This is a genomic window from Parasphingorhabdus sp. (genome assembly GCF_048269915.1).
Lineage (GTDB): Bacteria > Pseudomonadota > Alphaproteobacteria > Sphingomonadales > Sphingomonadaceae > Parasphingorhabdus.
Genome location: NZ_JBLWTY010000002.1, coordinates 356,864 through 380,128, shown reverse-complemented (window position 1 = coordinate 380,128; position 23,265 = coordinate 356,864). Strand labels below are relative to the sequence as shown.

Below are 23,265 nucleotides of genomic sequence, written 5' to 3'. Positions count from 1 at the left end.
TTCAATCAGATTTTTGCAGTGCTTCGACACCGGGCAAGGCCTTGCCTTCCATCCATTCGAGGAACGCGCCACCTGCGGTTGATACAAAGCTGAAATCGTCGGCCACGCCCGCATGGTTGAGCGCCGCTACCGTATCACCTCCACCGGCTACCGAGAGCAGCTGGCCTTCCTTGGTCAGGGCAGCTGCTGTTTTTGCCAGGGCAACCGTGGCCACATCGAACGGCGGTGTTTCAAACGCGCCAAGCGGGCCATTCCAGACCAGAGTCTTGCAGGTCTTGAGCACATCGGACAGCGCTTCAACCGCAGCCGGCCCGATATCCAGAATCATGTCATCCGCTTCCACTTCGTGAACATTCACGGTGCGGGTTGGGGGATTGGCGCGAAACTCCTTCGCGACCACGACATCATAGGGAAGGTGAACCGTGCAATCTGCCTTGTCCGCCGCTTCGAGTATTTCATTGGCGACATCGGTCAGATCATGCTCGCACAAAGATTTGCCCACATTGACGCCGCGCGCGGCCAAAAAGGTATTGGCCATGCCGCCGCCGATGATCAGATGATCCACTTTCTCGACCATCTGCCGCAAGACATCGAGCTTGCTCGAAACCTTGGCCCCGCCGACAACTGCGGCAACCGGATGTTCCGGATCGCCCAGCGCCCGGTCGAGCGCGTTCAGCTCGCGTTCCATCGAACGACCGGCGTAGGATGGCAGATAATGGGCCAGTCCCTCGGTCGTGACATGGGCCCGGTGCGCAGCGGAAAAAGCATCATTGACGTAGAAATCACCATAACCGGCGATTGCCTTGGCCATCGCCGGATCATTCTTCTCCTCGCCCGGCGCAAAGCGGCTATTTTCCATCACGACAATACTGCCATCAGCCAAGGCATCAATTTCGTCCTGATCCGGTTTCTCCATAAAGCCGACGTCGCGACCGAGCACAGCAGCCAGCGGCGCGACCACGGGCGCCAGCGAATATTCCGGCTTATATGCCCCTTTTGGACGTCCAAAATGCGCCAGCAAGAGCAGTTTTGCACCCTTGTCAGCCAATTCGGTGACCGTCGGCAACAAGGCCTTGAGGCGCGTGTCGTCGGTCACCCTGCCGTCCGCCATCGGCACGTTCAGGTCAACACGGACCAGACCGCATTTCCCCTGAACATCTCCGATATCATCAAGCGTTTTGAACGTTTTACCGGACATTGCTTTCAATCCTTCTGACTTAAAGCAAGCCTGCCATGACCTTGGCGGTATCGATCATGCGATTGGAGAAACCCCATTCATTGTCATACCAGCTGACGACGCGGACCAATTTACCGTCCATCACCGTGGTTTCCAGACTGTCAACCGAGCTGCTCGCCGGTTGATGGTTAAAATCGCTGGAGACCAGCGGCTTGTCTTCATAAGCCAGCACTCCGTTCATCGGTCCATCCGCTGCCGCTTTCAGCGCGCCGTTGATTTCCTCGACACTGGTATCCCGGCTGGGCGTAATTACCAGATCGACCAGGCTGACATTGGGTGTCGGGACACGAACCGAAGAGCCATCCAGCTTTCCGTTCAGTTCCGGCAGGACCAGACCAACAGCGCGGGCGGCACCTGTGGTGGTCGGGATCATGTTGACCGCCCCTGCCCGGGCCCGGCGCATGTCGCTGTGCATCTGGTCCAGCATCCGCTGGTCGTTGGTATAGCTGTGAATTGTGGTCATGAAGCCGCGTTCGATGCCAACGGTATCATGTAATATCTTGGCGACCGGAGCGAGGCAGTTGGTGGTGCAGGAGGCATTGGAAACAATGATATCGTCTGACGTCAAGACGTCATGATTGACCCCGAAGACAACCGTTTTCAAATCGCCCTTTGCCGGCGCCGAAATCAATACGCGTTTGGCGCCGGCATCGATATGCGGTTGCGCTGCATCCTTGGACTGGAAGAAGCCGGTACACTCGAGCACGATGTCCACACCCATTTCGCCGTGCGGCAAATCGCCAGGGTTGCGTTCGGACGTTACGGCAATTTTCTTGCCATTGACCATGATATGATCCCCATGGGCGGAGACTTCACCGGGAAAGCGGCCATGAACGCTGTCATAACCGAAAAGCAGCGCATTGGCATCGGCGTCGGCGAGATCGTTGATCGCGACCAGTTCGAAATCGTCATCATCGCGCTCGAGAATAGCGCGGGCGACGAGACGGCCGATCCGGCCAAATCCGTTAATTGCTACTTTTGTCATCGATAGTTGCTCCTTTGAATTCAACCTGCTGGCCTTGTTCAGCCAATTTTCTCTAATATCTGAGGGGTAATTGCATCCACGGTCAGACCGAAATGCGCGTAAAGATCGTCAATCGGTGCGGATGCACCGAAACTGTCGATTCCGAAACGCAGCCCGTCCAGCCCAGTATATCGTTCCCAGCCGATGGTTGTGCCGGCTTCGATGGACACCCGCAGAATACCCGCACCGCCGAGCAGTTCATTACGATATTCCGCAGTCTGCTCGTCAAATAATTCCGCGCAGGGCATGGATATGACATCGGCACCGGCACCGGCAGCTTCCAGCTTCGCCGCAACATCCATTGCCAGCGACACTTCAGAACCAGTCGCAACCAGCACGACCCGCTTTTCACTTTCCGCTGCCTTCAGACGATAGGCGCCTTTTTCACAAAGATTTACGCTAACATCATCGCGGAGCGGGGGAAGCCCCTGACGGGTCAGGGCAAGGGTTGACGGCCCATGAACGCGCTTGATCGACAGCGCCCAGCACTCGGCCGTTTCAATGGCATCGGCGGGGCGGTAGACATGCATGTTGGGCATCACCCGCAGGCTCTGCAAATGCTCAATTGGCTGATGCGTCGGCCCGTCTTCGCCCAGACCGATACTGTCATGCGTCATGACATAGACGACCCGCGCATTCTGGATTGCGGAAAGCCGCATCGCGCCGCGGCAATAGTCGGTGAACACCATGAAAGTGCCGCCATAAGGGATGATACCGCCATGCAAGGCCATGCCGTTCATTGCCGCCGCCATGCCGAATTCCCGGATACCATAATAGATATAACGGCCAGAATAATCATCTTTTGTCAGTGGTTTGGTAAAGGAAGTTTTGGTATTGTTTGAACCTGTAAGGTCAGCACTCCCTCCGAGCATCTCGGGCAAGGATTCGGTTATCGGACCGAGCGCCATTTCGGAAGCCTTGCGAGTCGCGACTTTTGGAGGATCTTTTGCCAGCCCCTGGAGATAGTCCTGCATTGCACCGTCGTCGGGAAGTTCGCCGGCCATACGCCGCTTGAATTCAGCGGCCTGGGAATGGCTGCTCAGCCGCTTGTCCCAATCGGCCTTCGCCGCCGCGCCCTTAGCTCCCAGTTGACGCCATGACGCCAGAATATCATCAGGAATATCAAATGGCTCATGGTCCCAGCCCAGCGCAGCGCGGGTACCGGCAATTTCGCCTTCCCCAAGCGGAGCACCATGAGTTGCAGCCGTACCCTGCTTGGTCGGCGCACCATAGCCAATGATGGTTTTACAGGCGATCAGAGATGGCCTCGGATCGGCCTCGGCCTCGGTGAGAGCCTTGCGGATATCGTCAAAATCATGACCGTCACAGGAAACCACATGCCAACCAGAAGCGCGATAGCGAGCCGGGATATCTTCGCTGGTAGATAAATCTGTGTTACCATCGATAGTTATGCCGTTATCATCCCAAAGAACATTAAGTCTTCCAAGGCCCAGATGACCTGCCAGTCCAACCGCTTCATGGTTGATCCCTTCCATCAGGCAACCATCGCCGGCAATAACCCAGGTCTTGTGATCGACCAGATCATCGCCAAAGCTTGCGTTCAGGTGCCGCTCGGCAATCGCCATACCGACGGCAGTGGCGAAGCCCTGCCCCAGCGGCCCGGTCGTTGTTTCCACGCCCTCCAGCTTGAAATTTTCGGGATGCCCGGCACAGGGCGAACTCAGCTGACGAAAGTCCTTGATATCCTGTAGGGTAGGACGTTCGTATCCGGTGAGGTGGAGCAGCGCATAAATCAGCATCGAGCCATGGCCTGCCGACAAGACAAACCGGTCCCGATCGGCCCATTTTGGCGCCTTGGGATCATATTTCAGAAAGTCACTAAACAAAACCGTTGCCGCGTCGGCCATTCCCATTGGCATCCCCGGATGGCCACTATTAGCCGCTTGCACCGCATCCATGGCGAGCGCTCGTATGGCGTTTGCCATGTTTTGTTCGGAAACGGTCATGTCTGGTCTGATCCCCTGATTTGGCGCGCATGAACGCGCAACAAGATGTTGCGATTCGCTATTTGGCCCTTTCTTTGATGGTCCAGCAAGGCCCCGTCAAGGACCGCTTTGCAGGATATGCTGTTTACGTTATGGGAATAGATTGATAGCAAGGAAAGACAGGGCCTTACCTGTTTGAACCAAGCTATGGAAAATGCTCATGGACAATGAACGTGTCATCCTTGCCATAGGCCGTATTGAACGCGCGCTAAGTCGTATAGAATCGATTAAAAGTAACAGGGCGGCTGAAATCGACCCGGCTCTGGAGGCTCGTCACGAAGCGCTGAAAGCGGAAATGCGGCAGGCAATCGAGACGATAGACGGACTGATCGAACGACAGGAACACTGAAACATGGCGCAAATGAAACTGGAAATCGGTGGCCGCTCCTTCATGGTGACTTGCCAGGATGGTGAAGAAGCCCATCTAGCCAAGCTCGCGGGTATGGTTGACAGAAAAGCGCGCGAGTCCGGGGATCCGGCCGGCTTGACGGAAAGTCGTATGCTGCTGTTTACCTCATTGCTATTAGCGGATGAATTGCACGGCGAACAAACCGGCACCGCGGACGCGTCCGACGCCAGCCTGCCGGCACAATCCGAATCGATCGACGAGCAGACGGTTTCTGTACTGGAAAAACTGGCAGACCGAGCCGAGCAACTCGCAAACAGCCTTGAGTAACCACCCCATCACGCCTAGATAGAGATGGACGGGTACTGTCTGGCACGAGCTAGAAGCGAACATCCCTGAGGCGATATAACATCCAAGGGAGCTGTCCCTGCCCGGATTGCGGACTGTTCGGCAGTCGGGTCCGATGCATATGGCGCCCACCTGACGTAATAGGCGTCAGAGGATTTTCCGGCAAACGACCAAGATGGTCCCGTCACTTTTCCACAGAAAGTATATTTTTTGAGTATCTTGAAAGAGAATAAGCAGCAACTGCGCAAACAATATCGACGGCGGCGCGATAATTTTGTTGGTCAATTGGACAGCGCAAGCCGCAATTTGTCTTTCCGTCGCCTTCCCTCGCCACTGGCGCGCCTGATCCAGCCCGATCAGACAGTGGCACTTTATCGGAGCATCGGCTCGGAAGCGCCGACGGAGCGCCTGATCGAATATTTGACGGAAATCGGCGTCCGTATCGCATTGCCACGCGTCACAGATGACGATTCGCTTGAGTTTCGGCTGATTTCCAGTGTCGACACGCTGGTATCCGGATTTCGCAATATTCCCGAACCCGATGAAACATGTCAGTTGTGCCGGCCAGATGTCATGATTTCGCCCCTCGTGGCTTTCGACCGGTCCCTCCGACGCTTGGGCCAGGGCGGTGGATATTATGACCGGAGCTTTGCAAAATATCCTGACGCGCTCCGTATCGGCCTTGCCTGGTCGGTCCAGGAAGCCGACAAAATACCGGTCGAACCGCATGACCTGCCGTTGCAGATGATCGTGACAGAATGCGAAATTATTGAGTGAGCCAGAATGACATCATGACAACAGAATTCGACAGAAATCCACAAGACCGCCCGAGCTGGCGCAAGCCAGTCGGCATGGTACTGATATTATTGCTGATTCTTTTATGGTGCGGAATTGCCGTGACTCTTATCGACCAGCTCAGCGGACTGAACTTCTGGCTCCAATTGCCGGCCTATGTGATTCTGGGGATTGCCTGGATATTTCCGGTAAAACCGATACTGCGCTGGATGAACACAGGATCGTTTCGCCATTTTCCCGGAAAACAGGGAAAATGGCGCGAGTGACGAGACTTGAACTCGCGACCTCCGGCGTGACAGGCCGGCGCTCTAACCAACTGAGCTACACCCGCACATGCGCCTGCATTGGGCGGTGAAGCAGCGCAAGTAGAAGAGCACTGCATTCCTGTCAACCACACTCTTTCGAATATCTTACAAATTTTTTATCAGAGCTTCGATTGTTGTCATTCTCGGCTGATTCGCATCATGAAGCCCTATTCAACTTTCACCGTTCGCAACCGCCCTTTTTTAGAAAAATATGGTTGCAATAGTTACAACTATTTACAGTCGCAAAGACATGAAAACATGGCAATAGAAATGCAATTATCCATATTTATCAAAGATTTTCTGACGATTTTCGCCCTTTTCGCGTCATGACGTCACTCGTAAACTATTTACCTAATCTTTGCGTTTCTTCTCTATAAAGAAGCCATGAATTATTCACTTTTGCAAGATTGTCGGCGCTCGTCGGATTTACTTGCTGTGCTTCCCGTTAGTGGCCGTCTGGCCCTTGCGGTGGGTACGGCATGGCTTGCTATGGCCGCAACTCCGGCATACGCCGCAGGCACGATCGCCGGAACCGATATCATCAATGTCGCGCAGGCAACCTATGACGGACCCGAAGGCGGGGAACCGGTCACAATCGATTCCAATACGGTAACAATCAAGGTCGACGAATTGCTGGATGTAACAGTCGTTTCCAACGACCCGGGCGACGTTACCACCGCGCCCGGAACAGCGGCGCAAGTGCTAAGCTATCAGCTCACCAATACCGGAAATGGCTCGGAGGCCTTCACACTATCAGCTGATACCGCAAAGCCGGGCGACGAATTTGACACGACGTTTGAACAAATCATTCTCGATACCAATGGCAACGGGGTTTATGATCCGGGCGTTGACACTATTTACACACCCGGCACGAATGACCCGGTACTGGCGCCAGATGAAAGCGTCACGGTTTTCATCCTTTCCTCGATTCCCGCATCCGCCAATGATACGCAACGTGCCGAGATCGAATTGTCCGCAGTGGCAAACACCGGCAACGGCACACCGGGTGACATGTTCGCTGGTCTGGGCGATGGCGGCGGTGATGCCGTTGTCGGGTCGACCGGCGCGAGTGGCGAGTCCAGCGGATTTTTCGTGATTCAGGCCGCCGAACTCACGCTGCTGAAAAGCGCTACCATAGTCGATCCGTTTGGCGGAGAAGAGGCTGTGCCCGGCGCTGTCATTGTCTATCAGCTGGTTGCAACGGTGACCGGTACCGGCGATCTGCCCAATCTGGCGATCTCCGACGATATTCCTGCTGATACGACCTATAAAGCCGGAAGCATCACTCTGGAAGGTGCGGCCCTGACCGATGATGCCAGCGACGCCGATGCAGGCGCTTTCGACGGCGGTTCGATCGGCGTGTCCTTGGGCACGATTCCCGGCGGACAAACCCGCACCATCACCTTTCAAGTCACCATCGACTGAAATTAATTGAGGTATTTGATCATGCTAAAACGATTTTTTCTTGCGATATCGCTGATAGCTCCAGGCACCGCCATCGCTGCCGATAGTGTCAGCCTGTCGAGCAATGTATATGTCGAGCGCAAAGTGGCAAAATCAGACGGCACCACAGCAGTGGTTCTCGAACAGCCCACAACAGTCATTCCCGGCGATCAACTTGTGTTCGTTGTGAAATATAAAAATGTCGGCAGCGCGCCGGCTTCAGAATTCTCTGTCACCAATCCGCTGCCAAAAGCAGTGGCGTTTAATGGAACGTCTGATGGCACTGAAATTGTCTCCGTTGACGGAGGCAAGACCTGGGGGCCCTTGTCGGCTCTTACCTATCCGAGCGAAAATGGCGATGTCCGTCCCGCTCTGATGACCGATGTAACACATTTAAAATGGAAATTTAACCGCTCGCTTTCAGTAGGTTCTGAAGGAGAGCTAGTCTTTCGTGGCACAGTAAAATAGCCACAAACCGTATCGAATTGCCGCGGGTTGGGCAATTCAAACATAGAATGAGTGAAACAGGAGTACAGTTATGACCAGTAAACTGAAACTTCTCGTTGCCACGAGTGTCTTTTCTGTTTCAGCGCTGGGTGTAACCCCGGCGCTTGCGGCAGATTTGGGCACTGATGCCGGCACGAGTATTACCAACAATGTAAGCGTTGCTTTCAATGTAGGGGGAACATCCCAGATTGCGGAAACCGACAGCGATACTTTCGTCGTCGACCGTAAAGTCAACCTTGTCGTCGCCGAAGCCAATTCGGCAAATACCATCGTTGCTCCGGGCGCTACGCAGCAGGCCGTGACCTACACCGTCAGCAACCAGACCAATGATACAATTGACGTTTTGTTGACTTCGGAGCAGCTTGCTTCCGAAGATTTCGACGCCACCGGTACGATCACCTACTATCTCGACGATGGTGATACAGTCGGAGTTTTTGATGCCAATGACACATTGATCACATCGATCGACAATTTGGCAGAAGATGAAACGGTAACCGTTCACGCAGTCGCCAATATCCCAACGGGTGTGGTGACCGGCGATCTCGCTGACATCGTACTCATTGGCCAGGCAGCAGATTCGACAACCGGTGTCGCATTTGCCGACAATACCGGCGATGTGGATGATCCGACGCTTGTCCAGAACGTCTTTGCAGACACTGCAGGCACCGGGAGCGCCGACGGTGCAGCTGACGGCTATCACAGCGATACCGACACTTATGAAGTTGCCGCAGCGGATATTTCGGTGTTCAAATCGAGCCGCGTGGTTAGCGATCCTTTGGGATCAGCAAATCCAAAAGCCATTCCAGGCGCGGTTATCGAATATTGTATTTCGGTGGCCAACGGAGCGGGCTCGGCATCGGCGACAGGCGTCACCATTACCGATACGCTGCCAGCGGATATCGGTGGCAACGGCATCACCTTTGTCGACGGATCCATTCTTGTGGATGCCACCGCAGTGATTAACGCTGGACCCCCGCAAACTCAAACTTGTACCGGCGGTGTTGCGGGCGGAACTTTCGCCGATCCTACCGTTAGCGGTACATTGTCTGACGTCACCGCGGGTACAAACCGTGCGATGATTTTCCGCGTAACAGTGGACTAGGCTCGCTGAAATTTGGCGGCAAACTGGCAATTGTGCCAGTTTGCCGACCAGTTTCACCTAAATCTGTGGGATTGTTCACCAACCTTCTAGGGCCAATCGGCCTAGCCTTTGCTGCAGGCGCATTAACCGTGCCTGCCTCTACGGCCCTTGCACAATCTGAATCCACACAGACACAATCGCAAAATTTACCGCTGATATCCAACGTTGCACAAGCGGAATGGGATATTGGTGGCCAACGGCGACAAAAACCCTCCAATCGCGTCGATGTTCAGGTCGTTGCCCCGCCCAGCGCACCGCCCGAGATCGGCATTTATCATTTCGCCAAGTCAGCCGGGGCCGAGCAGGTCCCGATGCCAGGAACAGTTTGCCGAGGTTCTCAAGGCAATAGGCCGATCGAACTCGCTGGTGTCTTCGCCGGGACCTCTACAAGTCCCGCCTCAATCAAGCCCGCCGACAAGATTCGGGCTGGCGAACCACTGATCGTCTCGATCCTTGCCCCCGCTTTTAATCTGAGCCGTCAGAACATTGACAATTTTGACATATTTTTCACGACCCCCGGCGGTGACCGGGAGCAGATAAATATTGTCGAAACCGAAGCGAACAGCGGCCGGTTTGTGGGCATGATCAACACGGCCGGATCACCGCCAGCCCCGGTACCGGGCGATTGCGTGTTAACCGTCATACCCGGCGAATCTTTTGATATCACCATGCGCGGACTGACCGGCAGTGCGCTTGTTACTGCGAATGTCGGCATATTGATCGATCCGTTTGGCATATTTTTCGACAGCCGTGACCGCACACTCGTTTCCGGAACCCGCGTCACCCTGATTGATGTAGCGACGGGTCTGCCGACCGATGTGTTTGGCGATGACGGCGTTTCCATCTACCCCAACTCGGTGATATCCGGCGGATCAGTCACCGACAGCAGCGGCAAAGTCTATGATTTTCCCGATGGCTTCTACCGCTTCCCGTTCGCACGGCCAGGCAATTACCGCCTGCTTGTCGAACCCCCGCAGCCTTATAGCTTCCCATCCACAGCCACACCGGAACAATTGGCCCGCTTCAAGACGCCAGGTGGACTTCCGCTCGCCATTGTCGAGGGGTCATATGGTGGCATCATCACCCTGGATGACCCCGCTCCCGTACGCGTAGACGTGCCGCTAGACCGGCCGGTCGAGCCCTTGGCGATCACAAAAACGGCCTCTACTGCGAAAGCGGCTCCCGGCGACGCCATTCAATATCGGATAACGGTAGAAAATACCGATGCTGTCGGAAACACCGGCCAGATTACGATTTCGGACCAGCTCCCCTACGCGATGCGCCTGAAAACCGGCTCGGTCCGTTACAATGGTGAACTGGTCACCCCGAATATCCAGTCCAATGGCCAGGGTTTCACCGTTGAAGCGCCTCCCCTGCCGCCATTGGGAACGGGATTGCTGACCTATATAACCGAGGTTCGACAGGATGCGCAGCCGGGCGAGGCCATGAATCTCGCATCAGCCCGCGATAACCACGGTGCTGCCAGCCCAACGACCGACGCCATGGTGCGCATTGAACAGGATAATATTTCCGAACGTTTCACCCTTGTCGGGCGCATTGTGGATGGTGGCTGCGACGCCAATCCCGGAGAAGCTTCCGGCGTTGGCGGTGTGCGCGTGATGCTGCAAGACGGGACCTATACGGTGACCGACAGCGCAGGCCGTTATCATTTCGAGGGAATCCGGCCCGGCCTGCACGTGGTTCAGGTCGATCCATCGACTTTCCCCGCCGACCGGGCACCAGCCGACTGCGCACAAAATACCCGTAGCGCCGGCAGCAATATTTCTCGCTTCGTCGAAGGCCGGGGCGGCGCGCTGCAACGGGCAGACTTCCACACCAAGAAGATAGAACCGAGAGAAACAAGCAAGCAGAATAGATACCAGAAACCCGAAGTTGCCTCAGACCCGGAAGCTGCCGGAGCCGGTCGCGACTGGATATCCGGTCAGGAACCGGGAATCGCCTGGTTATTCCCCGAAGAAGATCACAACCCCCGCGTAAAAGCATTGCGCGTCGCGATTAAACATCATGCAGGGCAGAAGGTTGAACTGTCGGTAAACGGTAATCCGGTCAATCCGCTTGTCTTTGACGGAACGAAGAAAAGCGAGAACGGCAAAATCCGGGTCAGCACATGGCGCGGGATCGAGATTGAAGACGGAACCAATGTCTTTGTGGCACGGGTGATTGATCGCAACGGAGAGCTGGTCCAGCAGCTGGAGCGCAAAGTCCATTATGCCGGCAGCGCGCTCAATGCTGAGCTGCTCAAGGACCGGTCGGTCCTGGTCGCCGATGGCGTAACCCGTCCGGTCATTGCGGTGCGCCTGACCGATCGCAACGGCAAACCCGCGCGTCACGGGATGGTTGGCGACTTTGATGTTCCGGCACCTTATGCACCGGCCATTGAAATCGATGCCCAGCAGGCCAATCAACTCTCCGGGCTTGAGCGGGGAGCGCCTGTGTGGCGGGTAGAGGGTGAGGAAGGCATTGCCTATATCGAACTGGCCCCGACAACGGCTTCCGGATCGCTCAGCATATCCTTTCCATTTCGCGATGGCGAAGTCGAACGGACTCAGCGAATAGAAACCTGGCTCGATCCGGGCGATCGCCCCTGGACGGTGGTTGGCTTTGCCGCCGGCACAGTTGGCTTCAACACGCTCGACGAACGCCTTGAGGATCTGGTAAACGATGATGACAATATCAATGTAGATGGACGGATCGCGCTATATGCCAAGGGTCGTGTGACCGGCAAATGGCTGATGACCCTCGCCTATGACACCGACAAGAAAGAAGATGAAACCCGCTTCCAGGGCGTCATCGATCCGCGGCGCTATTATACGGTTTATGCGGACCGCAGCGAGCAACGCTATGATGCCGCATCGGTCCGGCGACTCTATCTCAAGCTGGAACGCCCGCAATTTTACGCCCTGTTTGGCGATTATGAAACCGGGATTGATGAACCAGAACTGGCACGATATCAGCGCGCCTTCAACGGGATCAAAGCAGAATATCGCAGCGATCAGGTACACCTCAACGCCTTTGCCGCGGATTCGGCCAACCGTTTTCGTCGTGAAGAAATTCAGGGCAATGGCCTGTCCGGCCCTTACGCTCTCTCCAGCCGGGATATATTGGCGAATAGCGAGCGGATTACGCTGGAAACACGGGATCGCTTTCGCTCGGACCGGATCGTTGAGCGGCGCGAGCTGAGCCGGCATATCGATTATGATATCGACTATCTCGCTGGCACGCTGCGTTTCCGCGAACCGATTTTGAGTCGTGGCAGCAACCTCGATCCGCAATTCATCATCGCTGAATATGAAGTGCCGGGCGTTGGCGACCGCAATCTCAATGCTGGTGGCCGCGCAACCTATCAGACGGCGGACAAGAAGCTGAAAATCGGCGCGACCGCAGTGCATGACGAGAATGAAAGCGTCAAAACCGACCTGCTGGGCGTCGACGTTCACTATCGCCCCGACGTCAAAACCGAATTGCGCGCAGAGCTGGCTGTTACCGACAATGAAGCCAAAACGGTCAGTGCGACCGATACCGGCCGGGCGGCAACCGCATGGCTGGTGGAAGCCGAGCATCATGGATCCAATTTCGATATTCTCGCCTATGTCAGGCAGCAGGCGAATGGCTATGGCCTGGGACAGCTCAATGCGGCCGAATCCGGCACGCGCAAATTCGGTGTCGATGCCCGCCTCCGGGTTCGCGAGAACCTGTCACTGGCAGTCACCAGCTATCAGGAGAATTTCCTTACGTCAGGCGCTCGCCGCCGCGCGGGGACAGCCGAACTGGAGTATCGCGCCGACGACACATCTTTCCGCGCGGGCATGGTTTACGCCAATGATCGGCTGTCCGACGGTACGGTGAACGAATCCGCTCTGGCGCGGCTGGGCGCGACCCAGCGGCTGTTCGACGGCAAGCTGGAGCTGGACGCGCAAACCGAATTTGCACTGGGTGGCCAGGACGAAAGCATTGACTTCCCTGCCCGGCACAGTTTTTCGGCCCGCTATGCCATCACAAGCGACATCAAGGTTATCGGTACATACGAGATTGCCGATGGCGAAAATATCGATGCACGGACGACCCGGATCGGCGTCGACGTCTCACCATGGGACGGCGGGCGGATAGTCAGCAGCATGAACCAGCAGGAAATCAGCAAATTCGGCCCGCGCACCTATGCGGCCTATGGCCTGACGCAGAGCATCCCGCTCGGCGACAAATGGACCGTGGATTTCTCACTCGACGGCAATGAAACTATTGGCGGATTTGATCGCAGCGATGTGATCAACGACCAGCAACCGGTCGCTTCCGGTGGCTTCCTCGGGAATGACGCGACACTGACAGAAGATTTTATCGCGATTACGGCCGGCGCAACTTTTCGCAATGACGACTGGAGCTGGAGCAGTCGGGCCGAATATCGCGACGGTGACATCAGCGAACGCTATGGCCTTACCACGGCCGTGCTGAAACAAATCGGCGAAGGCAGCGCTCTGGGCGCGTTGGCCAGCATCTTTGTCGCAGAAGATGAGACCGGCGTCAGCACACGCGTCATTGAAGCCGAAGCCAGCTGGGCGCATCGCCCCATGGACAGCCGGTGGTCCTGGCTCGAGAAACTCGAATTTCGCGAAGATCGCGTGCGCAATGCCGTTGCCGGGACGTCGGGCCCGATCGGTGGCGCGCCTTTGCTCGCCTATGGTGATGTGACCTCGCTGCGAATCGTCAACAGTTTGAGCGTGAACTACGCCCCGTTGGGTTCCAGTCGTGGCCTGTTCACCGAGGCAGGAGAATATAGTTTCTTCTGGGGAAGCCGCTATGTTTTCGATCGTTTCGGGGTGGATGATGTAAAAGGCTGGAGCAATGTGCTCGGTGCGAGCATGAAGTATAATATAACCGACACGATCGATATCGGCGGCCAGGCGACCACACGCATCGGCAATGGGTTCAAGAGCATCGCCTATTCCGGCGGGCCGAGCCTCGGGATCACACCGTTCAAGAACGGCTATATTTCCGTCGGCTATAATGTTGTAGGTTTTGAAGACCGCGACTTTGAAGAAAGCCGCTATACCAGAGACGGCCCGTACATTACCTTCCGCCTGAAATTTGACCAGGAAACACCGGGGAATCTGGGGCTCTAACAGATAAGCCGTTCAGAACCGTTGTTACGACTCTCAGTCTGCGAACAACAATATCGGGGTCTCGAGCAAATGCTTGAGCGCCTGCACGTAGCTGGCAGCGTCATAGCCGTCGACCACCCGGTGATCACAGGAAATCGAGAGGTTCATCAGTTTGCGCGCCTGAATTTCACCATCAATAATCATCGGACGTTCGACAATCTTGTTGGGACCGATAATAGCAACCTCCGGACGATTGATCACCGGCGTCGTTGCGATCCCGCCCAACGGGCCAAGAGATGTGAGGGTAAGCGTCGATCCCGACAATTCTGCCGCTTTTGCGGTGCCATCACGTGCAGCGGCGGCCAGACGACCAATTTCGGAGGCCAGTTGCCAAATGTTCATATCCTGTGCATCCCGCAGCACCGGCACCATCAGCCCCTGCCCGGTCTGGGTTGCCATGCCAAGGTGCACCGCACCATGCCGGGTGATTACACCCGCTTCATCGTCAAAAGTCGCATTGAGCATGGGGAATTGCGGCAGCGACTTGCATATGGCAACGATCATCAGTGGCAGCATTGTCAACTTCGGACGCCCCCCACGATTGGCATTGAGATCGGCGCGCATGTCCTCCAATTCGGTCATATCAATTTCATCGACATAGGAGAAATGCGGGATATTGCGTTTGGATTCAGCCATATTCTGCGCGATCTTGCGGCGCATTCCGATGACCTTGATCTCCTCGTCATCGCGTTTGTGCGAAGCACCGCTCGGACGATAGCCCTGCCCCGAACCATAGTTCAGATAGGCATCGAGATCGCTGTGACGGACATGATCGCCCTGCGCCTTGACCAGCGCGAGATCAACACCGAGTTCGGTCGCACGCTTGCGTACGGCGGGCGTGGCGAGCACTTTCTCGCCCGCAATTTTTGGCGGCTTTTCTGCAGCCTCTTTCTGAAGTGTGACCGCTGGTGTTGATTCTAATTCTTTTTCTTTATCATCAGCAACTTGATCCGGCTTCTGGACGTCAGAAACAGCCTCTTCAGAGGCTTCGACAACCGCGTTGGATGCCTCCAATTCTTCCAGCTCCTCAACGTCGGCTTCACCGTCAACTTCGATCTCGACCAGCATCGATCCGATCGCGATAATATCGCCTTCCTCGCCGGCCAGAGCAACGATTGTGCCTGAAACCGGGGCTTCCATTTCAACCGTTGCCTTGTCGGTCATGACATCGGCAAGCTGATCATCTTCCGCGACGCTGTCACCGACTTTGACATGCCATTTAACGATTTCGGCTTCCGCAATGCCTTCGCCAATGTCAGGCAGGTTGAATATATATTTGCTCATGATTTCAGATCCCCGACAATTTTTTCCAGCGCTTCGCCAATCCGGACCGGTCCCGGGAAATAGGCCCATTCCAGACTATGCGGATAGGGTGTGTCAAATCCGGTCACCCGTTCGATCGGTGCCTCAAGATGATAGAAACAGCGTTCCTGTACCAGAGCTGACAGTTCAGCACCAAAACCGCTGGTCCGCGTTGCTTCGTGCACAATCAGACAGCGACCGGTTTTCCTGACCGACTGCTCGATTGTTTCGATGTCGAGCGGCACCAGAGTCCGCAGATCAATGACTTCAGCGTTGATCTCATGCTCTTCCACCACCGCCTTGGCGACATGAACCATAGTACCATAAGCGAGAACGGTCACCGCATCACCCTCGCGGACGATGTTGGCCTTGCCCAGCGGCACGGTATAATGACCTTCCGGCACCTCGGCTTCGGCAAATTTTGACCAGGGCGCGACAGGATTGTCATAATAGCCGGTAAACGGCCCGTTGTAGATGCGCTTCGGCTCAAAAAAGAGCACCGGATCATTATCCTCGATGGCGGCAATCAACAATCCCTTGGCGTCATAAGGCGTCGATGGAATGACCGTTTTCAGGCCAGAGACATGGGTGAACATCGCCTCGGGCGACTGGCTGTGCGTCTGCCCGCCGAAAATCCCGCCGCCGAAAGGCGACCGGACGGTCAACGGCGCGGTAAATTCACCGGCCGAGCGGTAGCGCAGCCTTGCCGCTTCCGAAATCAGCTGGTCCATGCCCGGATAGATATAGTCCGCAAACTGGATTTCCGGCACCGGCCGCAATCCATAAGCGCACATGCCGACCGCCGCTCCGATGATCCCGCATTCGGAAATCGGCGTGTCAAAACAGCGCGTCTTGCCATATTTTTCCTGCAAACCGGCTGTCGCGCGAAAGACCCCGCCGAAATAGCCGACATCCTCGCCCATGATCACGACATCATCGTCGCGCTGCATCATAGTGTCGAGGCCACTGTTGATGGCCTCTATCATGTTCATGACGGCCATTTGATTTCCCGTTCCTTGTTGGCTTGCGCCGCTTGCTCTTTGAGGTGCCAGGGCATTTCTTCGAACACATCCTGGAACATGGTTTCGAAAGGCTGATGCAGGCCGTGGCCCAATATGCCGTTTTTGGCGGCTTCGGTGACGGCCTCCTTGACCGCTGCCAAACATTCGGCGTCGAGCTGCTCCTGCTGCTCCTCGCTCCACACGCCGCGACCGATCAGATGCTTGTTAAGCCGCATGATCGGATCGCCGAGCGGCCATTCCTCCCGCTCCTGCGCGCTGCGATAGGCAGTCGGATCATCGGAAGTGCTATGGGCTTCGGCGCGATAGGTGAAATGCTCGATCAATGTCGGACCCTGGTTGGTCCGCGCCCGTTCTGCCGCCCATCTTGTCGCTGCATAGACAGCCAGAGGATCATTGCCATCCACACGCAGGGCAGCCATACCATATCCGGCGCCGCGCGCCGCGAAGGTGGTCCGCTCCGCACCGGCAAAACCGGAGAAGGACGATATCGCCCACTGGTTGTTGACGACATTCATGATCACCGGCGCGTTATAAACGGTGGCAAAGGTCATCGCCGCATGGAAGTCGCCCTCGGCGGTCGACCCCTCGCCACACCATGCAGCAGCGATCCGGTTGTCACCCTTGCTCGCGCTGGCCATCGCCCAACCCACTGCTTGCGGATATTGCGTGGTCAAATTGCCCGACACGGTGAAGAAATTCAGCTCGCTCGAACTATACATGATCGGCAGTTGACGCCCCTTGAGCTTGTCTGCCTTGTTCGAGAATATCTGGTTGACCATTTCGACCATCGGATAACCGCGGACGAACAATATTCCCTGCTGGCGATAGCTGGGAAAGCACATGTCATCCCCGTCCAAGGCCATGGCGGCGGCAACCGAGGTTGCTTCCTCGCCCGTGCATTTCATGTAGAAACTAGTCTTGCCCTGCCGTTGCTGGCGGTGGAGCCGGTCGTCAAACGTACGCACCTGCACCATCGTACGGAGCATCCTGAGCAAAGTCTGGTCGTCCAGCTTGGGGTCCCAAGGCCCGACTGCCTTGTGGTCATCGTCCAGCACGCGGATCATGTCATAAACCATGTCCTGCATATCTCTGGGTGCAGTGTTAATGTCGGGCCGCGCTTGCGCACCGGCTGCGGGGATATCCAGATCGCTATAGTCAACCGCATCACCAGGACGAAACTTCGGTTCTGGCACATGCAAGGTTAGCGGCGGCAAATTGCTTTTGTGATTGTCATCAGCCATCCAAAATCTCCCGCTGCACCGCATCGATGCAGTGCAATATTAGTTCATTTGATTATTATATTATTTCATCTTCCCATAAAGGTCAATATTTCTGCCCTATGCGTCTGCATAAAAAAGGGGAGCAGTTAAACGCCCCCCTTTTCCTCATATCTTGTAAGGTTTCTGTGCTCAGAAGCGCAGAGCCATGTTCAACATCGCGCGATCATCACGATAAATCTGCTGACCCAAACGGCTTTCCACCGCGGCACCAAAGCTTAGATCACCGTTAGTGAAGCTGAATCCGCCTTTAATCTCTCCATAAGACGCATCCTGCAATCCAATAGGCAATGCCAGCGGAACGTTCTCGGCATCCAGAAAGCGAACACGAAAATTCGTGTCATTCCCGGAAATTCGGTTCACATAATCCAGTTTCATTTCAGGCTGGAAAGACCACCCCGATGCAAAACCCAGTTTGGTGCTACCCGACATTTTCAATCCCGCTTTGGCTTCCAAACCCGAGCGATTGATCTCATCTACGGCCAGCGCCAGACTGCCGGCACTGTCGCGGAATCCGTTAACATTGTAGGATGAATAGCCGAGGCTAGCCCGCGGTGTCAGCATCAAGCCATCGACGTCGATATTGTAGCCTGCTTCAATCTCACTGGCGAAGGCCAGAGAACTGGTATTCAGGTTGCTCGTCGACAATCCCGCCGTTAGCCGGCTATTGGAGTCAATCTGCGAGTAGGACATGGTTGCCTGTCCGCCAACGTAGAAATTTCCACCAAAGCGATAATTGCCATAGACGGATGCTTGATTGGTTTCGACATTGGCAACGCTGCCACCAACTTCCTGCACGCCATTGGCATAACCGAAGGCCGTACCGAATGTAGCGCGATCATTCAGACCAAACTCAAGACCCATGGCAATATGCCAGCTACCTTGCTCTGTCCCCGCGTTATCATCCGAAAATGCCAAAGATGACCGGTTATATCCAGCAGACATGAAGCCGCTCATATTTTCCGGCAACGTCACCGCGTTCCAATTGGACGACTGATAGTTTTTAGCAAAGCTGATCTGAGATGCTGCACTTCCGGTCATCTGGCGTCGGCCATCGAAAACCTCCGGTGCACCGATAATGCGGATTTTACCCGCAACGCCCTCTCCGGTACCGAGCAGCGACAAGCGGTCCGAAACCAATGTCCGCATCGCGGATCCTTGTTTCTCGTCCAGAGTTGTCGTCCGGCCCGCCTGGGAAGCGGACAAGTTCTGGAAGGTGCTGTTCAACTCTGACGCTTCCATAACATCGATCAAACCATAGACATTCGAAAGATCGCCATAATGTCCATGGCGCGAACGATCCAGCGCCCGACCAAATGCCAGTGAGAATGGGTTGTGAAACCCTCTTCCCTTGAAGAAATCGAAGAAACGGATAGCCCGCATCTTCGCAACAACATTGTTCGAGCCGTAGCTGAGTTCCGGATAAAGAACGCCGATCCCACCGACGACGTGGTCAAACGTATTTTGAACGCCGCCTTCCGCCGTAATAATCTCAAACGTCTGGCCATAGCGGGCACTGCGGCGGCCGTAGGAATTGACCACCGCTGCGATACCACCCAATGATATGATACCCAGATTGTCGGCATCACCAACAACTGCCAGTTTGTCATTTCCATAACGGCTCACATCGAAAATGGATAATGTGCCGGATGCTAGGATAACATCACCCGCAATGGTCAAAGTGCCCTTGTCGGCAAAGCTGCTACCCGGTGCAATAGTCCCGTTGACCGACGTCAGGAACGTCGGATCAAAAAAGCCCTCACCCGTCAGAAGCCCTGACCCCAGAAATGCTTCGCCAGTTGCAAGGCTGCCGTCGAGGTCAAGCCAGCCACCGGTTTGCGTATAGTCCCCGAGGACCGTCAGATCGCCATCGCTGCTAATATCAAGTCGCGCGGCACCCTTGATATTGAGTCGGTCGATGGTCACTGCGTCGCGCAATTTCGTTTTGCCATGCGCCGCCAAGGTCACTTCATAATAGCGCGCCTTCACATCAGCGCTCGGATCGGCCACGACATTGTTGGGAACAAAATCGCGGGTTCCGGGACCGCCTTCAATATAAATGCTATTGGGTGCCCCTTCATCGAGTTCAACGCTCAGCGCAGAAAGGTCGAAACAGTCATCCAGGAAACAGATATTGCCAAATTTTGGCGTATCGCCTGTGACGCCGGGAGCCACAAATCCCGGGAGTCCGTTGACGAGTTCACCATCAACGCTGATGCCGTAATTGGGATCCATATCCTGCACCCAGTGGTCCGGATCCAGCCAGTCCCGGTTTCCGGCGCGGCTGGACGCATAAACATAGCTATTATTTGCTACGATCTGATCCCAGAATAAATAGAGCGGCTGATAGAAGCTTTGCGTTCCGTAAGATGAAAAGGGTTGGAATGTGAGCGGATCGTTGGGGTCATTTCCGAAAAATCTCGAACCGCCGGACAATACCGCAGTGATAACCGGTGTATCGAAAAGTTCATCGGCAACCAAGGCGCTACCTGAATCGCCGCCCGCAGTGGTGCCTTCCCGCGGCAATGCAGCTCCGTCATACAGGTCGAAATCGAAAGCACCGTTTGAGGCATCAAACGCATCCTGACCAGCGGGACTATCAAAATCGGTATTATACAGAGTTTGCGGCAACCCATAGTCATCCGGCCCGAACAGGAAATTATTTCTATCATTCAGCGAGCTGGCGGATGAGATCATATTCTCCGCAATACGGCGCCGGAAATCAATGCCAAGATTAGACCCGTCAGGTCCCAACCCCCGTGATCCGTATCCGTTTATCACGCCATGGGTTTCTGATGTTAAGGGCGAAAACAACATCGTCCATGTCGGCACGCCACCAGCATGGGTATCAAGCGTTGCCAGAGCGACATCCGCTTCAAGGAAACCGGTTGGAATAGAGCGCTCGTCATACCAAACCTGCTCAACATTATAAATGTTGAAATCTACATCAGTCTGATTTGCTACCCCACCGTCGAGGCCCACCCAGCGCCGAACGGCTGGAAGGTTATTGGCGCTAAACCCGAAGGCAATTGCAGTACCCCCTGTTGCAAAACCATAGCTGTTAGCAGCTTGATCATTAACGCAATGGGCCGCAAAAATAACGGTTCGTGGGTTGATTAGCGTACCGGTGCAAAGACCCAATGAAGTTGTATTTTGATCGGCTCGCACAGTCATTTGCCCGACGCCGGTGACATCCACAACATTGTCCAGAATACCAACAGGGGGTGGGTCGTTCAAAGTCAGGTCATCACGAATGACTATAGCCGGTGCATCTTCTACACCGGTGGGTGCTGTTTGAGCATTGGCCGCTGCGGACAACCCCATGATACAGGTTGCTGAAGAAACCGTGACTAATAGTGAACGATTGATCGAACGAAGTGACATTCTATGCTCTCCCCCTAAGAGTTGGTTGGACTACTCCTCGACGACTACACACAAAAACTCGCGACTCAGCCGCCACGGCTTTAGTATCATATTTTACTAGAAATATAAATTCGTACTGCGAACTAAAGTTGGAGAGCAGTATTTTGTCACAACCGATCTGTGCAATATTATAGGCCACCGGTATAATATCAGCGCAATACCGGGGCCGCCAAACTAAACGGCTACCGGCGCCGCTATGTGAGATTGCGGGGCGTAATCTTTCACCTCGAAGTCGGTTATGCGATAGTCAAAAATGGAATCAGGCAGCCGCAATATTTTGAACGTTGGGGCGCCAGCCGGCTCACGTGACAATTGCTCTTTTACCAAATCAGCGTGATTGAGGTAGAGATGCACATCACCGCCATTCCAGACCAACTCTCCTGGTGCAAGATCACATTGCTGCGCGATCATCCGTATCAACAGCGCCGCCGAGAAGACATTAAATGCAAAACCGAGGCCGAGGTCGCAACTGCGTTGATACAGCAGCCCAGACAATTTCCCGTCAGACACATAGAATTGATAGGTCTTGTGGCAGGGCGGCAACGCCATCTGATCCAGTTCGGCAACATTCCAGCCGGTGAAAATATGACGGCGTGAACCCGGGTTATTGCGGATTCCGTCGATCAGCGCGGCGATTTGGTTGATTCCCTTTTCCTCGCGCCGGTAAAGCCCGTCTCCAGCAGGAGTATAGCGCGGCCAGTCGACCCATTGCTTGCCATAGACCGGCCCAAGATCGCCCCATTTTGCCGCAAATAGATCATCCTCGATAATCCGCTGCTCAAACGCATCGCGGTCAATCTGATCGCCCGTCTGCTTGCGATATTTGTCGAGCGGCCAGTCGGTCCAGATATGTACTTTCTGTTTCACCAGTTCGCGGATATTGGTATCTCCGGTGAGAAACCACAGCATTTCCCGCGCTGCCGTTTTCCAGAACACACGCTTCGTGGTCAAAAGAGGGATCGCATCGTCGGCGAGATCAAAACGCATTGTCGCGCCAAAAATGGCGCGCGTTCCGACGCCGGTCCGGTCGATGCGCTCGTCCCCCTGCGTCCAGATTTGCTGCATCAGATCGAGATATTGCTGCTCATAATGTTGTCCGGGAATCAATTCATCATTCTCCAACCAAGTGTCGGGCAGACGCTAGACCGCTCCGGCCATATGCTCAACCAGCCAATTGGTTGCGATGCCGGAATGGCGCAGGCTTTTATTTGGCTTGAACCGGCAATCTGACCGACATATATTCCGGAAATCATACCCTTTGCGCCCATCAAGGCAAAAGGATCGGGAAGTAGCTCAGCCTGGTAGAGTACTGCGTTCGGGACGCAGGGGCCGGAGGTTCGAATCCTCTCTTCCCGACCAACAATTCTCCCCATCGGCTCTCTGCTTCCATATGCAACACCGGTCATATGCAAAACCGGTTGATTGATGCCACAAGCGAATAATCTTCCCCTCCGCAACCAGGGCCAATCTGCCTGAAGATTCTCTTTTCGTCGTCATCAGCGAGTCCGAAACGCCGGCACGGGCCGGGCTGTATAATTTCAGCTATCGGCAACGCAATTGACGTGTCTTGGTGGGGCCGTCCGAATGATTGACCGAAAAAGGGTACCGCCTCCACAGCAATCTGTCGGACAATGCACCGCCCCAGAATGCCGTCGCCAAATCGCAATTGGGGGAGCGATTCGGACCAAAAAATTAACCGAAATAAACGAGCAATCATTGCGATCGTGATTCCCGATAATTTAGCCGCGGGATAGCTGCATGAGAAGACCGTGGCCGGCGATATTGCCGCGGCTGGAAGGGCCCCGTCTCTTTTGCACGGATTACATGGCCGCTCACCACATAAACGCACTAACACATTGAAATATTTGAGTATAATTCCGTAATCGCGCGTTAACCTTATCTTGATCAAAGGCCT

General features: G+C 55.1%; 16 protein-coding genes and 2 tRNA genes. 9 read left to right on the top strand and 9 right to left on the bottom strand.

Annotation, left to right across the window (positions count from 1 at the left end; genetic code table 11):
* Position 1: 1 nt before the first annotated feature.
* The 3 genes from ACN0WX_RS06760 to tkt are packed head-to-tail and all read right to left on the bottom strand — an operon-like array spanning position 2 to position 4,228.
* Positions 2 to 1,198: a phosphoglycerate kinase gene (locus ACN0WX_RS06760; RefSeq protein WP_417621535.1), complete on the bottom strand. Its 1,197-nt coding sequence runs from the start codon at positions 1,196 to 1,198 to the stop codon at positions 2 to 4.
* Positions 1,199 to 1,217: 19 nt separating this feature from the next.
* Positions 1,218 to 2,222 (bottom strand): type I glyceraldehyde-3-phosphate dehydrogenase, encoded by a 1,005-nt coding sequence (gene gap, locus ACN0WX_RS06755; protein ID WP_417621534.1) that lies wholly within the window; start codon positions 2,220 to 2,222, stop codon positions 1,218 to 1,220.
* Positions 2,223 to 2,260: 38 nt separating this feature from the next.
* On the bottom strand, positions 2,261 to 4,228 hold the full coding sequence (tkt, locus tag ACN0WX_RS06750) for a transketolase (protein WP_417621533.1): 1,968 nt from the start codon (positions 4,226 to 4,228) through the stop codon (positions 2,261 to 2,263).
* A 199-nt stretch (positions 4,229 to 4,427) separates the two neighbouring features.
* Here tkt and ACN0WX_RS06745 point away from each other — a divergent pair, with 199 nt between their 5' ends.
* From ACN0WX_RS06745 to ACN0WX_RS06730, 4 genes are all read left to right on the top strand, one after another.
* Positions 4,428 to 4,616, top strand: coding sequence for a hypothetical protein (locus ACN0WX_RS06745; RefSeq protein WP_417621532.1), 189 nt, complete (start codon positions 4,428 to 4,430; stop codon positions 4,614 to 4,616).
* Between the two features lie 3 nt (positions 4,617 to 4,619).
* Positions 4,620 to 4,943, top strand: coding sequence for a cell division protein ZapA (locus ACN0WX_RS06740; protein WP_417621531.1), 324 nt, complete (start codon positions 4,620 to 4,622; stop codon positions 4,941 to 4,943).
* 228 nt (positions 4,944 to 5,171) lie between these two features.
* Positions 5,172 to 5,738 (top strand): 5-formyltetrahydrofolate cyclo-ligase, encoded by a 567-nt coding sequence (locus ACN0WX_RS06735; RefSeq protein ID WP_417621530.1) that lies wholly within the window; start codon positions 5,172 to 5,174, stop codon positions 5,736 to 5,738.
* Between the two features lie 14 nt (positions 5,739 to 5,752).
* Positions 5,753 to 6,022, top strand: a complete 270-nt coding sequence (locus ACN0WX_RS06730) for a DUF2842 domain-containing protein (protein ID WP_417621529.1) — start codon at positions 5,753 to 5,755, stop codon at positions 6,020 to 6,022.
* On the opposite strand, the gene ACN0WX_RS06725 is transcribed toward ACN0WX_RS06730, so the two are convergent.
* Positions 6,011 to 6,087 (bottom strand) — tRNA-Asp (locus ACN0WX_RS06725). The two genes, ACN0WX_RS06730 and ACN0WX_RS06725, sit on opposite strands and share 12 nt — an antisense overlap.
* 358 nt (positions 6,088 to 6,445) lie before the next feature.
* Between ACN0WX_RS06725 and ACN0WX_RS06720 the strand changes: the two genes are divergently transcribed.
* The 4 genes from ACN0WX_RS06720 to ACN0WX_RS06705 all read left to right on the top strand — a co-directional run bounded on the left by ACN0WX_RS06720 (position 6,446) and on the right by ACN0WX_RS06705 (position 14,287).
* On the top strand, positions 6,446 to 7,486 hold the full coding sequence (locus tag ACN0WX_RS06720) for a hypothetical protein (protein WP_417621528.1): 1,041 nt from the start codon (positions 6,446 to 6,448) through the stop codon (positions 7,484 to 7,486).
* 21 nt (positions 7,487 to 7,507) lie between these two features.
* Positions 7,508 to 7,972 (top strand): hypothetical protein, encoded by a 465-nt coding sequence (locus ACN0WX_RS06715; RefSeq protein WP_417621527.1) that lies wholly within the window; start codon positions 7,508 to 7,510, stop codon positions 7,970 to 7,972.
* A gap of 70 nt (positions 7,973 to 8,042) precedes the next feature.
* Complete coding sequence (locus ACN0WX_RS06710) at positions 8,043 to 9,113, top strand: hypothetical protein (protein ID WP_417621526.1); 1,071 nt, start codon at positions 8,043 to 8,045, stop codon at positions 9,111 to 9,113.
* Between the two features lie 350 nt (positions 9,114 to 9,463).
* Complete coding sequence (locus ACN0WX_RS06705) at positions 9,464 to 14,287, top strand: hypothetical protein (RefSeq protein WP_417621525.1); 4,824 nt, start codon at positions 9,464 to 9,466, stop codon at positions 14,285 to 14,287.
* Between the two features lie 33 nt (positions 14,288 to 14,320).
* Here the strand turns inward: ACN0WX_RS06705 and ACN0WX_RS06700 are convergent, their stop codons facing one another.
* The 5 genes from ACN0WX_RS06700 to thyA form a co-directional block, all read right to left on the bottom strand.
* A complete protein-coding gene (locus ACN0WX_RS06700) occupies positions 14,321 to 15,610 on the bottom strand; it encodes a dihydrolipoamide acetyltransferase family protein (RefSeq protein WP_417621524.1) in 1,290 nt (429 codons plus the stop codon).
* Positions 15,607 to 16,620 (bottom strand): alpha-ketoacid dehydrogenase subunit beta, encoded by a 1,014-nt coding sequence (locus ACN0WX_RS06695; RefSeq protein ID WP_417621870.1) that lies wholly within the window; start codon positions 16,618 to 16,620, stop codon positions 15,607 to 15,609. Before ACN0WX_RS06695 ends, ACN0WX_RS06700 begins: the two co-directional genes overlap by 4 nt.
* Positions 16,617 to 17,891, bottom strand: a complete 1,275-nt coding sequence (locus ACN0WX_RS06690; RefSeq protein WP_417621523.1) for a 3-methyl-2-oxobutanoate dehydrogenase (2-methylpropanoyl-transferring) subunit alpha — start codon at positions 17,889 to 17,891, stop codon at positions 16,617 to 16,619. Before ACN0WX_RS06690 ends, ACN0WX_RS06695 begins: the two co-directional genes overlap by 4 nt.
* A gap of 168 nt (positions 17,892 to 18,059) precedes the next feature.
* On the bottom strand, positions 18,060 to 21,311 hold the full coding sequence (locus ACN0WX_RS06685) for an autotransporter domain-containing protein (RefSeq protein ID WP_417621522.1): 3,252 nt from the start codon (positions 21,309 to 21,311) through the stop codon (positions 18,060 to 18,062).
* Between the two features lie 213 nt (positions 21,312 to 21,524).
* On the bottom strand, positions 21,525 to 22,457 hold the full coding sequence (thyA, locus tag ACN0WX_RS06680) for a thymidylate synthase (RefSeq protein ID WP_417621521.1): 933 nt from the start codon (positions 22,455 to 22,457) through the stop codon (positions 21,525 to 21,527).
* 175 nt (positions 22,458 to 22,632) lie between these two features.
* Between thyA and ACN0WX_RS06675 the strand changes: the two genes are divergently transcribed.
* Positions 22,633 to 22,709 (top strand) — tRNA-Pro (locus ACN0WX_RS06675).
* Positions 22,710 to 23,265: the final 556 nt, after the last annotated feature.

Bases quoted from the DNA above. Each gene is read 5' to 3' on its own strand.
- ACN0WX_RS06760 (WP_417621535.1), bottom strand. From the start codon at position 1,198: ATGTCCGGTAAAACGTTCAAAACGCTTGATGATATCGGAGATGTTCAG.
- gap (WP_417621534.1), bottom strand. From the start codon at position 2,222: ATGACAAAAGTAGCAATTAACGGATTTGGCCGGATCGGCCGTCTCGTC.
- tkt (WP_417621533.1), bottom strand. From the start codon at position 4,228: ATGACCGTTTCCGAACAAAACATGGCAAACGCCATACGAGCGCTCGCC.
- ACN0WX_RS06745 (WP_417621532.1), top strand. From the start codon at position 4,428: ATGGACAATGAACGTGTCATCCTTGCCATAGGCCGTATTGAACGCGCG.
- ACN0WX_RS06740 (WP_417621531.1), top strand. From the start codon at position 4,620: ATGGCGCAAATGAAACTGGAAATCGGTGGCCGCTCCTTCATGGTGACT.
- ACN0WX_RS06730 (WP_417621529.1), top strand. From the start codon at position 5,753: ATGACAACAGAATTCGACAGAAATCCACAAGACCGCCCGAGCTGGCGC.
- ACN0WX_RS06720 (WP_417621528.1), top strand. From the start codon at position 6,446: ATGAATTATTCACTTTTGCAAGATTGTCGGCGCTCGTCGGATTTACTT.
- ACN0WX_RS06715 (WP_417621527.1), top strand. From the start codon at position 7,508: ATGCTAAAACGATTTTTTCTTGCGATATCGCTGATAGCTCCAGGCACC.
- ACN0WX_RS06710 (WP_417621526.1), top strand. From the start codon at position 8,043: ATGACCAGTAAACTGAAACTTCTCGTTGCCACGAGTGTCTTTTCTGTT.
- ACN0WX_RS06705 (WP_417621525.1), top strand. From the start codon at position 9,464: ATGCCAGGAACAGTTTGCCGAGGTTCTCAAGGCAATAGGCCGATCGAA.
- ACN0WX_RS06700 (WP_417621524.1), bottom strand. From the start codon at position 15,610: ATGAGCAAATATATATTCAACCTGCCTGACATTGGCGAAGGCATTGCG.
- ACN0WX_RS06695 (WP_417621870.1), bottom strand. From the start codon at position 16,620: ATGAACATGATAGAGGCCATCAACAGTGGCCTCGACACTATGATGCAG.
- ACN0WX_RS06690 (WP_417621523.1), bottom strand. From the start codon at position 17,891: ATGGCTGATGACAATCACAAAAGCAATTTGCCGCCGCTAACCTTGCAT.
- ACN0WX_RS06685 (WP_417621522.1), bottom strand. From the start codon at position 21,311: ATGTCACTTCGTTCGATCAATCGTTCACTATTAGTCACGGTTTCTTCA.